Source organism: Harryflintia acetispora, from assembly GCA_004340125.1.
GTDB classification, from domain to species: domain Bacteria; phylum Bacillota; class Clostridia; order Oscillospirales; family Ruminococcaceae; genus Harryflintia; species Harryflintia acetispora.
In genome coordinates this window covers 1-13534 of sequence record SLUK01000013.1, presented here as the reverse complement: position 1 = coordinate 13534, position 13534 = coordinate 1, and the positions used below count along the sequence as shown (strand labels likewise).

Below are 13534 nucleotides of genomic sequence, written 5' to 3'. Positions count from 1 at the left end.
GGGGGCAAAAAGCTCCCTGTGGGAGGTTTTTGCGAGGGGAAACCCTATCAAGGGGTTTCCCCATGGCGGCAGGACCGCCATCATTGGTCTGTGCACAGATGGCGCCGGCTAAAGTACAACCCCCGCCTGGCGCAGGGCCTCTTTCAGCGCCGCCACATCGCCCGTAAAGACGAACCCATCCATTCCGCAGGCCCTGGCCGCATCGATGTTTTCCTCCCGGTCGTCGATGAAGAAGCACTCCCCGGGATCCAGTGAAAAACGCTCAAACAGCCGCTGATAGATCGCCGGGTCGGGCTTTATCAGCCGCTCGTCGGCTGAGACGAGATAGCCGTCGAGCGGGGGAATCTGCTCCTTGATCGCCCAGAAACGGTGGGACACGTTGGAGAGCAGGTACCGCCGGTAGCCCGCCCCGCCGAGGCTTTGGGCCAGCGCTTGCATTTCCCCGATCGGAAGCAGGCAATCGATCCATCCGCGCAGCAGCGCGGCGATCCCGTTATGTAAGCGCTCGGGGAGCCGCCGGCAGAACACCGGGATTAGCTCCTCCTCGCTCGCTTCGCCGCTGTCCAGTTTAATCCATTCGGGATCGCGCACCACCCGCTCCACCAGGAGGCGCACATCCTCCTCGGGGAGATCGGGCGCGCAGCGGCGCACGATATATTCGGGCGAAAAGGTAACCAGCACCTGGCCCAGGTCAAATACAATGTTACGGATCAAATCGGTTGCTCCTTTCTATAATGGGAGGATTCCCCGGATGACATGCCACAGCGGCGGTACCAGAAGGGCCGGCAGCATGTTGGCCACCCGGATTTTGGCGTCGGCCGCGTAGTTGAGGCCGATACAGATGATCAGTGCGAAGCCGGTCACGCTGATGTCCCGCAACAGCTCCCCCACCAACACGCTGCGCAGCTGGCCCGCCAGCAGGCAGATGGCCCCCTGGTAGAGGAAGACCGGCACCGCCGAGGCGAGCACCCCGCTGCCCAGGCTCCCGGCGAGTACCACCGAAAAGGCCATGTCCATCAGGGACTTGGTCACCAAAATCGAGATATCTCCGGTCAGCCCGGCACTTAACGAGCCGACCACCCCCATCGCCCCCACGCAGAAGAGGGTGGAGGCGCTGACGAACCCGGCGGTGAAGCCGCTCATGCGAAAGCGCCCTTCGATCCTGCGGCTGAAGGCGGTGATCCTCTCCTCCAGCCGCAGCGCCTCGCCCGCGAGAGTGCCGATGGCGAGAGAGCAGACGAGCAGCAGCTCGCCCGCGCTTTGCGGCTTGCCGCCCTCGACGGTAAACATGTTGCTGATGACGCCGTTTAGCCCCACCACCAGCACCGAGAGGCCCAGGGCCTTCGAGAGCCCCGTCTGCACCCCTTCGTTCATTTTTCTGCCCACCAGCAGCCCGATGGCGCCGCCGAGCAGGATTCCCAGCGCGTTGATCACTTCACCCAGCATGTGCGCGCTTCCCTTCGTTTGATTTTTACTGATTGCGATTCAATCTTTGAAGAATTCTGAATAGTCCACCGCAAAAAGTATTTTTAAGGCTTTTAGATCGCTTGCTTTGATGTTCCGACGGCCGCTTTCGATATTGGCCAGGGTGGTACGGGAGATCAGGCTTCCCATGAGCTGCAGCTTCTCGGCAACTTCCTTTTGAGTCATTTCTTTTGAAAGCCGGATTGTCCGGATATTCCGGCCCAATGGCAGGTCCTGCAGAATCATTTGCATGGAAACTCCTCCAGTTTTGTGACTTAATAGAAACTTTTATATTGAGTATAATGAAAAAAAGTGCTATTATTGTCACTAGATAGTCACAAAACTGAAGAAAGGAAAAATTTTATGAAAGAGAGCTTAAAAAAACAATGGAACATGGAATTAGGACGCCAACTGGAGATGTTTCTTGAGTGGTGCGGGGAGGACGAGCTGGCAGCGATGATGCTAAAAAATGTCGAAGGGCTTATTCGCCTGTGTTTTCTGGCAATAGCGACCGGGAACCGTATTTTGAGTATTTACTTTTTAAACCTGGCAAAGGGGGAAGATATCGATGCATTTATATCTCAAAAAGAGAAAAGTACGACTGCAGAAGAAACCCTTGTCCAGCAAAAAGAATGGCTGTCCGAATTTGTAGACAGCCAGCGTAGCGAGGAAAAACGCAAAGCCTTGCTTGCCGCAATTCGCAAAGCCAATTTTCGTGGATTGGGGAGGGGAGACCTTCCCGTTTCATAAACCGCAATCCCTGCCGCAGCAGGCTACTGCTTCTTGCCGCGGGGGAGCTTTGGCGCCCGGTCCTCCAGCGACTGGCGCAGCTTTTCGATCTTGTCGCGCAGGAAGGCCGCCTGCTCGAATTCCAGCAGCTGCGCGGCCTGGCGCATCTGCGAAGTCAGCTTGCGGATGGTATCCTCACGCTCGGCGCGGGACATCTTCTTGATGGACTTCTGGTCGGTGTCCTCCTTCTTGCTGATCTCCAGGATCTCGCGCACGTCCTTGATGATGGTCTTGGGCACGATCCCGTGCTCCTCGTTGTAGCGCTGCTGGAGCTCGCGGCGCTTCTGCGTCTCGGTGATGGCCGCCTCCATCGAGCGGGTGACCTCGTCGGCATACATGATGACCTTGCCGCCGGCGTTTCTGGCCGCGCGCCCGATGGTCTGCACCAGGGAGGTCTCCGAGCGCAGGAATCCTTCCTTGTCCGCGTCGAGGATGGCGACGAGGGATACCTCGGGGATGTCGAGCCCCTCGCGCAGGAGGTTGATTCCCACCAGCGCATCGAACTCGCCCAGTCTCAAATCGCGGATGATCTCCATGCGTTCGATGGTGTCCACGTCGTGGTGCATGTAGCGCACCTTGACGCCCATGTTGTGCAGATAGTCGGTCAGGTTCTCGGCCATCTTCTTGGTGAGGGTGGTGATGAGCACCCGCTCCTTTTTCTCCACGCGCAGGTTGATTTCGGAAAGCAGGTCGTCGATCTGCCCCTCGATGGGGCGCACCTCCACCTCGGGGTCCAGAAGCCCGGTCGGGCGGATGACCTGGCGCACCAGCTGGGTCGAGCGGCTGCGCTCGTACTCGGCCGGGGTGGCCGAAACATAGACGATTTGATTCAGCTTCCCGCAGAATTCATCAAAATTTAAGGGCCGGTTGTCGAACGCCGAAGGGAGCCGAAAACCGAAGTCCACCAGGTTCTTTTTTCTCGCATAGTCCCCGCCGAACATCCCACGCACCTGCGGCAGGGTGACGTGGCTCTCGTCCACGAAGAGCACAAAATCGCGGGGGAAGTAGTCGAGCAGGGTGTAGGGCATGCTGCCCGGCTCGCGGCGGGAAAGGACCCGCGAATAGTTCTCAATCCCCTTGCAGAAGCCGATTTCCTGGAGCATTTCCAGATCATAGTTGGTCCGCTCGGCGATCCGCTGCGCTTCGATCAGCTTGCCGTTTTGCTGGAAGAAACGGACCCGCTCGTCGCACTCTTGGCGGATCTCGGCGATGGCGTCCGTCATCTTATCGCGCGACACGATGTAGTGGGAGGCGGGATAGACGGCCGCGTGGGTCACCACGTTTTTGACCTCGCCGGTCAGGGGGTTGATCTCGCTAATCTTTTCGACCTCGTCGCCGAAGAACTCGACGCGGATCGCCGTGTCCTCGTAGTAGGCGGGGAAGACCTCGACCACATCGCCGCGCACCCGGAATTTGTTGCGGATGAAGTTGATGTCGTTGCGCTCGTACTGGATTTCCACCAGCTTCTGCAGCAGCTTGTCCCGGTCGTAGCTGTGGCCGGTGCGCAGCGAGATGATCATGTTTTTGTAGTCGATCGGCGCGCCGAGGGAGTAGATGCAGCTCACGCTCGCCACGATGATCACATCCCGCCGCTCGCACAGCGCGCAGGTGGCCGAATGGCGCAGCCGCTCGATCTCGTCGTTGATGGCCGAATCCTTCTCGATATAGGTGTCGCTCGAGGCGATGTACGCCTCGGGCTGGTAGTAGTCGTAGTAGCTGACGAAATACTCCACCGCGTTCTCGGGGAAAAACTCCCGGAATTCCGAGCAGAGCTGCGCGGCGAGGGTCTTGTTGTGGGCGAGCACCAAGGTGGGGCGGTTCACCTTCTGGATGATGTTCGCCATGGTGAAGGTCTTGCCCGAGCCGGTGACCCCCAGCAGGGACTGCTCCTTATCGCCGCGCTCGATCCCGGCGGCAAGCGCCTCGATCGCTTCGGGCTGATCGCCGGTGGGGGAGTAGGGGGCATGCAGCTTAAACTGGTCCATAAAGTTACCTCGTATTGGACAGTGGATGGTTGTTTGAAAATAGACGTTTTATATCTATTATACATCATCCGCCGCCGTGCATAAACCCCCGCTTGGGAGTTTTCCGTAAAAATGGTATACTATTTCTAAAATGAAATCAGGAGGGGAACGGCATGGAACTACGGATGGCGACATCGGCGGATGCCGGGGAGCTTTGCGCGCTGCGCATGGACTATCTCGAGGAGCTGCACGGGCCGCTGCGGCCCCAGGACTCGGCGGCGCTGCGGCAGAGCCTGCCGGACTATTTTGAGCGGCATTTGAGGGAGGACCTTTGCGCCTGTTTGTGCGAATGTGAGGGACGCGCCGCCGCGATGGCCCTGCTGCAAACCCAGGAGCGCCCGCCCAACCTGCATGCGCCCAGCGGGCGGTGCGGACGGATCATCAGCGTCTATACTGTGCCGCGTTTCCGGCGTATGGGGCTGGCGGGACGGGTGGTAGGCCGTTTGGTGGACCATGCGCGGAAAATGGAGCTGCACTATCTCGAGCTGGAGGCCACCACGGCGGGGCGGAAGGTCTACGAACGCCTGGGCTTTCGCGCCGTAGAGCCGGACGACACCCCGATGGAGCTGGAGCTTTAGGCCCTGTCAGAAAAAACATGAAACTGTCAAGCAACAAGAAAGACCGTTAGTATAGGCTACTAACGGTCGTCTTTTTGTTGTTTTTAGAAGGAGCGGCGAATCTTCCGCCCGTTCATTCCCGAATTATCCTAATTATATCCTGTTCTGGAACGGATTTCAAGTCAAAACCTCATTTTTTGCCGAAGCCTCCAAAATGGGTGACCGCAAGCAGCCTATGCTAGAGGTCAATTTATTTTTCAGGAGGACAGGTCATGAAAAGGGGAATGGTCATTATGGGGGCGGCGCTGGCGCTCTGCACGCTCGCCGGTTTCACGGTGGGCGGCAGCGGCCGCCGTGAATATTACGCGGGACTGCTCGGGGAGGGGATCGAGGTGGGCGGCATTTCTGCGGAAATGCAATTGCCGGCTGATGCCGGCGGCCCACCTCACGGGGGGAATCATCCCCCCGTGGGCCCCCTAACTCTCCGAGGGGGAGCAACCATGGGTGAGAGCGAGAAAATACCGCTCGACGATTTCACGATCGGTGAAATCCGCGCCGCTTCCGGGGATGTGGTGGCGCAATGAGGCGGCTTCCCGCTTGGCTGCTGGCGGTTTCCCTGGCGGCCGGGATCATCCCGGTCGCCGGGGCGGCGGCAGCGTCTGCTGATCCGGGCGCGACCCTCGGGGGGAGCACCCCGCCCGGAATCGCGGAGATCGACCCGGAGATACCCACCCCGGAGATTTCCCTCTTCCGCGCCCGGGCCGCTGCGGGCCCCGAGTTCATCCGGGTGCCGGTGAAGAATAACGACCCCGCCCGGATCGAAGGCTTCGCCGTCACCGCCCTGCCCGAGGGCGGCGGGGAGGCGGACAGGCTGTCCGCCTCGGGAGAGCCCGAGGTGTCGGGGGAGGACTACAGCTACAAGCTGTATTTCAGCGACCCGCCGCAGCGGGACACCGGCTTCACCATCTCGGTCACGCCCGTCGCGAAGGCGGGCCGGGCCGGCTTCGACCTGCCCAAAACGAAAACCTCATCCTACACCTACCAGGCCATCGAGAGCCTGACCATCAAGGCCGGGGGCGAGGCGGTGGGGGATAAGACGGTCTACCTGCAAACCGGTGGGGAGCGCCAGACGGTACAGCTGGCCGCCGACAAGAACCCCACCTCCCAGAGCTATGCCGCCGAGGTGCTCTGGTCGAGCAGCGACCCAGCCATCGCTTCGGTAGACCCGGTGACGGGGATGGTCACGGGAAACACGGGGGGAACCGTGACCATCACCGCCGCCGTCTACGATAATCCCAACACCGTCACAGCCAGCTGTGCGGTGACGGTGGTCCCGATCAGTGGGATCGGCCTCAACCCCAGCAGCAAGACCCTCTTCACCGGGGGCACAGTGGCCGAAACCGACTTTGAGCTGACCGCCACCCTGACGGGAGACAACGGCGGCACCGAGCTGGTCTGGGAGAACAGCAACCCGGACCAGGTCGATATGACAAAAGTAAGCAACAACGTCTACCACCTCTCGGCCAACGGCAAGCAGCCGGGTACGGCGACCATCACGGTGACGGACAAGGGCGGGTTTTATAAGGCCACCTGCACCGTGACGGTGGTGCAGGTGACCGGGCTGACGGTGAGTCCGGGAAGCTTCACGATTTACACCCAAGGCGCGCCGCAGGCGGTGCAGCTGGCAGCGACGGTGACGGTCAGCACGGGTGCGGCCCCGGCAGCGGTCTGGACGAGCGGAGATCCCGGGATCGCCAGTGTCAACGCCGCGGGGCTGGTGAGCGCCGTCGCGCCGGGGAATGCCACCATCACCGCGTCCGTCGGCGGCAGGAGCGGGAGCAGCACCATCACGGTCAAGGACAAGATCCCCGTGACCACGGTGACCGTCTCGGGCACCAACAGCCTTACGCGCACCAGCGACAACCTCAATCCCACCACCCAGCTTGCGGCGACGGTCAAGCCGGACAATGCGCACTTCAAAGCGGTGAGCTGGGCGAAAACGGGCGGTCCGGAAGGGATCACCATCGACGCCTCGGGCCTGGTGACGGCGACGACGGCTGGCGCCGCCACCTTCACCGCCACGGCGGACGGGGTGACCAGCGTGCCCTATACCGTCACCGTCACCGACCAGGGGCCGACGGGAATCACGATTTCCGTTTCCCAGATGAATCTGGCCTTCGGCGGGACAGGCTCAGTTTCGGCCACGGTGAGTCCGGCGACGGCGCTCAACCGAAACGTCACCTGGTTGAGCAGCGATACCTCGATCGCTACGGTGGGCAGCGCTTCCACTGCCAGCGGCGCTTCGGTCACCATCACGGCCGGCGGTAAGCAGGGCACGGCGACCATCTACGCCAAGGCCGCCGGGAACACCTCCTACAGCCAGGCGCTGACGGTCAACGTCTGTAAGCTGGGCACCACCGTCGACTGGGCGGGACGCAATTGGTGGGTGATCGACAGCAATGGCAACAGCTATGGAGGAAACAGCGGCTCGGTTGTGCTGCTGGCCAATTTCAATTATTCGACCGGTATATTCGGTGGCAACAATACTTACAGCAGCAGTACGGTACGATCGCAGTGCAATAGTTTTTATAATAGTTTGAATGCGACACAAAGGGGAAAGCTTTCCAAACATAGGTATGTGGGGGATTATGCCTGGCTGCCCAGCGCTTATGAGATTTACGGAAACAGTCTGCCCAGCTGGGTGGCAGACGGCTATACCAACACGAAACAATTCAGCTATCTGACCGGGGTGACAACAAGCAACTATGGATCAGTAAAAATTGTGTACGGCGGCCTAAATGCGTGGCTGCGTTCCCGGCACTCGGGAGGTTCGGTACCCGCATGTGCAGTTGAAAGAAATGGTGGGCTTGTCAATTATGATGCCTCTCTCTCCTGCTCAGTCCGCCCCGCAATCATCCTTAACCCCTAGTGGACACGAAGGGGCCCCAAAGCGTCACCAGCGCTTTGGGGCCCCTTCGCAAATGAGTTCTATATCCATAAAAGGACTAGCGGATTTTTTCCATCTTCAGGTTGCTCAGCACGTAACGGTAGCCGGCCTCCTCAAGATATTTGTGCGCGCGGGTGTTGTAGCCGTACTCCTCGCCGTAGAGCCAGCAGAAGACGTCCACGGTTTTGTCCAGCTGCTCCTGGAGCCGCCGCTTCGCGAGCACGATCTCCCGGTGCATGTCCTCGTCCGGCGTGTCGCAAAAAATCTGGAAGTGGGTCCCGCTGTGGCAGCAGACCTCGTGACTGTGGGAGATTTCGCGCAGCTCGTCCCAGTTCATGGCAAAGCGTCCGTCCGGGTAGGCGCTCTCGTCGATCACGTCCAGCTCGTGCGCCTTGGAAAACTCCAGCTGTTCGGGCACCGGCACGTCCAAAAAGAAGCTGGGGATGTAAAACCACCCGGTGAAATGATACTTCTCCAGGATGGGGAAGACGACGTCGTAGTGGTTGCGGAAGCCCTCGAAGAAGGCGGGGATCAGCCCCGGGCGCTCATACGGCCAGCGGCCGGTGGCGAAGAATTCGTCGAGGTCGCGCACCGTCACCGGCTGGAAGTGCTCGGCATAGTAGGAGATCTCCCGCTCAAAGCGGGGGATGTCCCGCGGCTCGGTGTTGTGGTAGTTGATGACCCGGATCGAGGCGCCCTGGCTGAGATAACGGAACATCTCCAGCGCGCGCGGGTCCTTTTGCAGCGTGCCCAAAAGATCGGCGGTGAATAGGCTGGACATTTATAATCCCTTCCTTTCAAAGGCTTATTCTACGGGTTGATAAGCGGCAAACTTTTGCCCGGCGCCACGGCAGAGCAGCAGCGCGCACAGCAGGATGGCCCCTTCGCTGAGGATGGTGGAAACCCATACCCCGGTCAGGCCGAACAGGAACCCGCACAGCATGACCATCACGCTGGGCAGGACCACCCCCTTGAGCAGCGAGAGGGTGATGGCCTCCTTCGCCGCCTGGATGGACTGGAGATAGACGGTGAGCACGATGTTGACCCCGGCGGGCAGGTAGGAGAGGAAAATGATCCGCACCGCCCGGGCGCTCATCGCGAGGAACCCGCCCTCGGCGCTTACGAAGGTGCGCACCAGCGGGACGCTGAACACCTCCCCGGCCAGCGCGAAGAGCAGCCCGAAGCCGAGCGCGCAGAAAATTGCCAGGCGCACGGTGCGCGCCACCCGCCCGCCGAGGCCGGCACCCGCGTTGGCGCTGACGATCGGCTGCATGGCGTTCGAGACGCCGTTTAAAGTGGCGGTCACCACGATGGTCAGGTTGGCTACGATCCCATAGGCGGCGACCCCGTTCTCCCCGGCCAGGCGCAGCAGCACCATGTTGAAGACGAAGGTGACCACCCCGGTGGTGATCTCCAACAGGAAATTGGAGAAGCCCACGCGCAGAATCTGACAGATTTCGGACAGCCGCAGCGAAATTTTCTGAAGGCGGAGCAGGCATTCACTTCGCCGGGTATAGCAGAGCAGCAGCCCGAGGCTGATACAGATGGACAGCGAGGTTGCGAGCGACGCGCCCGCCATCCCCCAGTCGAAGACGAAGATAAAGAGCACATCCAGCAGGATGTTTGTCGAGCTGCCGCACAGGGTGCAAAACATCGCGTAGCGCGGGGAGCGGTCGTTGCGCACGAAGATGTTGTAAAACATCTCCCCGGTGAAGACCGGTATGAACCAGACGACATAGCGCAGGTAGTCGGTCACCCCCTGCCGGCTCCCGCCCGTCCCGCCCATGAAGGTGACGAGCTGGGGGAGGAAAAGCACCCCCAGCGCCATCAGCAGCAGCGAGACGGAGAGGCAGAGCAGCGTCGACAGGGTGTAGATCTTCTGCGCCTCGTCGATCTCGCCGCGGCCCATCGCCGCCGAATAGCGCGTCGAGCCGCCGACCCCCAGCAGGGACCCCACCGCGTAGAGCAGGCTGGTTACCGGCAGCGAGAGGTTGAGCGCGGCCAAGCCCCCTTCGCCCATGGCCCGGCCGATACAAAGCGTATCGACGAAGAAGTTGATCGAGATCATGATGGTGGCGCAGATGCTCGGGAAGAGATAGCGCGAAAAGAGCTTTCCGACGCTTTCCTGGATCAGGTCGGCGGGATCATACATAGGGACACCGCGTCCAGGTCCCGCAAGCGCCGTAGTATTCGTCCAGCACCCGGCCGACCGCGTCGATCAGCAGGGCGCGCGGCTCGTTTGGCAGGGTCCCCGCGCGCACCGCCGTGTACTGGCGGGGGAGGTACTGGCTGAACAGGGGAAGGGGGATCTCCCGCTCCCGCAGGTTTTGGAGCAGCTTCCCGGTGGCGGCGGCGACCTTCTCTTCACCCAGATAGTAGCGGCAGCGGTCCGAGAGGCTGTATTTACGCAGGAACGCCTGCTCGCTTGGCGTGCCGCCGTAATAGCCCTGCCAGTTTTTCGGGCACTCGAGCATGGCCTGCTCGAGCGCCGCGGGGAAGTCGGCGCGCCCGGTATCCATCAGCTCCCGCTCGATCTGGGAGAGGGCGAAGAGCCCCTCGCGCAGGGCGAAGGTGAGCGCAGGGCCCACCTTTAAGATGGCGATCCCGTCGCGTACCATCTCCTGCAGGCTCTCCGGGGTCTGGTAGTCGGTCGAGTGCCCCTCGAAGACCACGCCCGGGTGCGCCGCGAGGCGCGCGCAAAGCTCCCTGGCTTCGGCGGGCCGGTAGGCGTGGATGTCCTGGGAGCCGAACTCCACCCCCGGCTGGACCACCACGGCGATGATCTGCTTTGCCGCGCGGGCGGCGCCCGCCTTCCCGAATTCTTCGCAAAAGAGGCGCAGGGTGCGCTCGAACGCCTCGGGGGAGGTGACGCGCAGCCCCTCGTCCTCGCCCTTCACCCCGCCGGGGACCGGGACCTCACTGCCGATGACGTAGACCGGGCAGGGGGCGTTCTTGTCGCGCTGCAGCAGCTCGTCATAGGCCCTCTCGCAGGCGGCGGCGAGGGCGGCCCCCCGCTCGGCACAGAGCGTTTCGCAAAGCGGCGCGTCAGGGTCGTCGTCCCCCAGGCGCATGCTGGTGTCGAGGTGGATCTTCTGATAGCCCGCCAGGACGTATTGGCGCACGAGCTCCCGCGCCTTTTCCATGGCGCTTTCGGCGGGTTCGTCCTTCCAGGTCAGCGGCCCGAGGTGGTCCCCGCCCAGGATCAGCCGCTCCTGTGGGAAGCCCTCCTTTTCGGCGAGCGCGCGGACAAACCGCACGAAGTCCTCCGGGTGCATCCCGGTGTAGCCCCCGAACTGGTTGACCTGGTTGGCGGTCGCTTCGACCAATAGAGGAACCCCCCACTTTTTGGCGCGGTCCATCCCGGCGGCGAGTACGAATTCATTGGCGCTGCACACCGAACAGATCCCGAGCGGGCTGCCGTTTTCGCGCGCCGCGATCATCTGCTGCAGAGGATGCATCCCCTCAACCCCTTTTCTTATGTAGTCTTATTAAGGTCATTATATAATAACATCATAAACAATTATTAAGAATATATGATTATAAATCAATTATATATCCCTTTTTCGCTTGAAACGCTCCCAATATTCTGTTAAACTGAACCCATTGAGACGGGAGGAGGCGAAGGGATGGAAGAGAAGGTGAAGGATTTCGAGCTGCTGCTCCCCGCCGGCGGCGGATGGTTCCAGTCCGGGGCGGGATGGGTCTCCTTCGAGCCAGGCAGCGCGCTGCTGCTCGCACCGGACACGCCGCGGCGGCTCCCGCTCGGCGCGGCGCAGGCGCCGATCCCGGCCGCGCGGCTGCCGGAAAACTTCGAGCCGCCCGGCCCGGCGGGGGAGCCGCTGCGCGCCGCCAGGGAAAGCGGATGGCTCTGCCTGCGCCCCGGGGAGGGGGAGCGGGAGAGCCTTTGCGGCTGCCTTCGGGCGCTGCAGACGCTCGGGGAGGGGGAATACGCCGGGCAGGCGCGCGAGCACCTGGCATTGGCGGCTCTGCTGCTGCTGGAACGCTGCCGCCGCCGCACGCTGCCTGTCCCACCCGGGCGGCGGCGCACCGGCGAGACGCTCGCGGCGGCGGCGCTGCGCCTCATCGGCGAGGGTTACGCCGAGGAGCTGACGCTGCAGGACCTGGCAAAAAAGCTCTACGTCAGCCCCTCCCACCTGAGCCGGGTGCTGCGCCGCCAGACGGGGCGCACCTTCGGGCAGGTGCTGCTGCTCACCCGGCTGCGGCAGGCGAAAGGCCTGCTGCGGGATACCGGGGATCTGGCGATCGACATCGCGGTGGCCTGCGGCTTTTCCAGCGCGCAGCATTTCTGCGCCGCCTTCAAGCGGGAGAGCGGGATGACCCCGCTGCAATACCGCCGCGCCTGCCGCGGCAAAATGGCCGCAGACGGTTGACACCCCGGGAAGGTGTATGTTATGTTAATTATAATGTTATAACAAAGGGGCGGGAATGATGGAATATTTTATCGGCGTGGACGGCGGCGGCACCAAGACGGCCTATCTGCTCTGCGACGAGGAGGGGCGGGTGCGGGCGCAGCGCAGCGCCATCGGCAGCTCCTACCGGCAGCACGGGTTCGAGACGGTGTTTCATAACCTTGGCGAGAATGTGAAGGCCCTTTTCGCCGAGGCCGGGGCGGATGAGCGCGCGCTTTGCGGGATCGCGCTGGGGCTCCCGCTCTACGGCGAGCAGGCCGAGAGTGACAGGCGGCTGCGCGAGGGGGTGGCTTCCCTCTTCGCCGGGGCCGGGACGCTGGTGGTCAACGACGTGGACGTGGGCTATATGGGGTCGCTGGCGGGCAAGCCGGGGATCAATATCGTGGCCGGGACCGGGTCGATCGCCTTCGGGCGGGATGAAGGGCACAACACTGCGCGCAGCGGCGGCTGGTGGGAGTTTTTCGGGGACGAGGGCTCCTGCTACTGGCTGGGCAGGATGACCATGGGCCTTTTCGCCAAGGAGGCGGACGGCCGCGCGCCCAGAGCGGCGCTCTACCGGCTGGTGCGCGAGGAGTTCGGCCTCGGCAGCGACTTCGAGTTCGTGGATATCATCGAGCGGGACTACGCGCCCTACCGGGAGAAGGTGGCCTCGCTGCAGGTGATATTGGAGAAAGCGGCCAAGGAGGGGGACCCGGGGGCGGTCGCGCTCTACCGCGAAGCGGCGCACGAGCTGGCGCTGGCGGTGCGCGGCGTGCGGGACCAGTTCTGCTTCGGGAATGAATTCGCCGTCTCCTATTCGGGCGGGCTCTTTAAGGCCGGCGAGCTGGTGCTCGCGCCCTTTCGGCAGGAGGTCGGGGAGATGGGCGGCAGGCTATGTACCCCGCTGCTTTCGCCCGTTATGGGCGCCGCGCTCCTGGCCTTTGAGCAGTTTGCGCCGGAGCGCTTCGACGCGGCTGTCCGGGCGCTGCTGGAGCAGGAAGGGAAATAACCGTGGAGGGATTTGCCGGCGCGAAAAGAAGACCGGCAAGCGCCGCTCCAATGATTACGGCTGTTATTCCGACAGGCCTGCCGCCTCCGCCTGGATACCGGCATGCTGCCGCCCGCGCGGTGCGTCAAGCTGCTCCGGGAGTACGTCAGTCTCATCGGGGAATCTTAAAGCAGGACAAAACGGGAGGGGGAGGCCACCACGGCCTCCCCCTCCCCTGCGTTTCCCCGCATTGGCGCACGGGTTATCTTCGGCACCCGCCGGTGCCGGGGTTTTGCTTCTCCTTGCCGCCGTCCCCGGCGGCCTCCTTGGCATCGCCGCCGTACCGCTCCTGCAGG

Annotated in this window: 13 protein-coding genes; 6 read left to right on the top strand and 7 right to left on the bottom strand. The window is 62.3% G+C overall.

Annotated features, from left to right (window positions below):
* Nucleotides 1-108: 108 nt before the first annotated feature.
* Genes EDD78_RS12410 through EDD78_RS12400 form a run of 3 tightly spaced genes read right to left on the bottom strand, consistent with a single transcriptional unit; the run spans nt 109 to nt 1716 of the window.
* Complete coding sequence (locus EDD78_RS12410; RefSeq protein ID WP_132085153.1) at nt 109-714, bottom strand: HAD family hydrolase; 606 nt, start codon at nt 712-714, stop codon at nt 109-111.
* Nucleotides 715-729: 15 nt separating this feature from the next.
* Complete coding sequence (locus tag EDD78_RS12405) at nt 730-1446, bottom strand: DUF554 domain-containing protein (RefSeq protein ID WP_079697937.1); 717 nt, start codon at nt 1444-1446, stop codon at nt 730-732.
* Between the two features lie 39 nt (nt 1447-1485).
* Nucleotides 1486-1716: a helix-turn-helix domain-containing protein gene (locus tag EDD78_RS12400; RefSeq protein WP_079697938.1), complete on the bottom strand. Its 231-nt coding sequence runs from the start codon at nt 1714-1716 to the stop codon at nt 1486-1488.
* 111 nt (nt 1717-1827) lie between these two features.
* On the opposite strand from EDD78_RS12400, the gene EDD78_RS12395 reads away from it, so the two are divergent.
* A complete protein-coding gene (locus EDD78_RS12395; protein ID WP_079697939.1) occupies nt 1828-2214 on the top strand; it encodes a hypothetical protein in 387 nt (128 codons plus the stop codon).
* A 23-nt stretch (nt 2215-2237) separates the two neighbouring features.
* Here EDD78_RS12395 and uvrB read toward each other — a convergent pair whose 3' ends face one another.
* Nucleotides 2238-4238 (bottom strand): excinuclease ABC subunit UvrB, encoded by a 2001-nt coding sequence (gene uvrB, locus EDD78_RS12390; protein ID WP_079697940.1) that lies wholly within the window; start codon nt 4236-4238, stop codon nt 2238-2240.
* Nucleotides 4239-4390: 152 nt separating this feature from the next.
* Here uvrB and EDD78_RS12385 point away from each other — a divergent pair, with 152 nt between their 5' ends.
* The 3 genes from EDD78_RS12385 to EDD78_RS12375 all read left to right on the top strand — a co-directional run bounded on the left by EDD78_RS12385 (nt 4391) and on the right by EDD78_RS12375 (nt 7763).
* Nucleotides 4391-4855: a GNAT family N-acetyltransferase gene (locus EDD78_RS12385; RefSeq protein ID WP_132085152.1), complete on the top strand. Its 465-nt coding sequence runs from the start codon at nt 4391-4393 to the stop codon at nt 4853-4855.
* A gap of 251 nt (nt 4856-5106) precedes the next feature.
* Nucleotides 5107-5418 (top strand): hypothetical protein, encoded by a 312-nt coding sequence (locus tag EDD78_RS12380; protein ID WP_132085151.1) that lies wholly within the window; start codon nt 5107-5109, stop codon nt 5416-5418.
* On the top strand, nt 5415-7763 hold the full coding sequence (locus EDD78_RS12375) for an Ig-like domain-containing protein (RefSeq protein WP_132085150.1): 2349 nt from the start codon (nt 5415-5417) through the stop codon (nt 7761-7763). Before EDD78_RS12380 ends, EDD78_RS12375 begins: the two co-directional genes overlap by 4 nt.
* A gap of 76 nt (nt 7764-7839) precedes the next feature.
* On the opposite strand, the gene EDD78_RS12370 is transcribed toward EDD78_RS12375, so the two are convergent.
* From EDD78_RS12370 to EDD78_RS12360, 3 genes are read right to left on the bottom strand one after another with little or no spacing between them, the layout of a single operon-like run.
* Nucleotides 7840-8562: a polysaccharide deacetylase family protein gene (locus tag EDD78_RS12370; RefSeq protein ID WP_132085149.1), complete on the bottom strand. Its 723-nt coding sequence runs from the start codon at nt 8560-8562 to the stop codon at nt 7840-7842.
* Between the two features lie 24 nt (nt 8563-8586).
* Nucleotides 8587-9933: an MATE family efflux transporter gene (locus EDD78_RS12365; protein WP_132085148.1), complete on the bottom strand. Its 1347-nt coding sequence runs from the start codon at nt 9931-9933 to the stop codon at nt 8587-8589.
* Nucleotides 9926-11239, bottom strand: a complete 1314-nt coding sequence (locus EDD78_RS12360) for a class II D-tagatose-bisphosphate aldolase, non-catalytic subunit (RefSeq protein ID WP_132085147.1) — start codon at nt 11237-11239, stop codon at nt 9926-9928. The genes EDD78_RS12365 and EDD78_RS12360 overlap by 8 nt, the downstream gene beginning before the upstream one ends.
* Nucleotides 11240-11407: 168 nt before the next feature.
* Between EDD78_RS12360 and EDD78_RS12355 the strand changes: the two genes are divergently transcribed.
* Nucleotides 11408-12172 carry a helix-turn-helix transcriptional regulator gene (locus tag EDD78_RS12355; protein ID WP_132085146.1) on the top strand — a complete coding sequence of 255 codons (765 nt, stop codon included), beginning with the start codon at nt 11408-11410 and terminating at the stop codon, nt 12170-12172.
* A 55-nt stretch (nt 12173-12227) separates the two neighbouring features.
* Nucleotides 12228-13199: an N-acetylglucosamine kinase gene (locus EDD78_RS12350; protein ID WP_132085145.1), complete on the top strand. Its 972-nt coding sequence runs from the start codon at nt 12228-12230 to the stop codon at nt 13197-13199.
* Nucleotides 13200-13534: the final 335 nt, after the last annotated feature.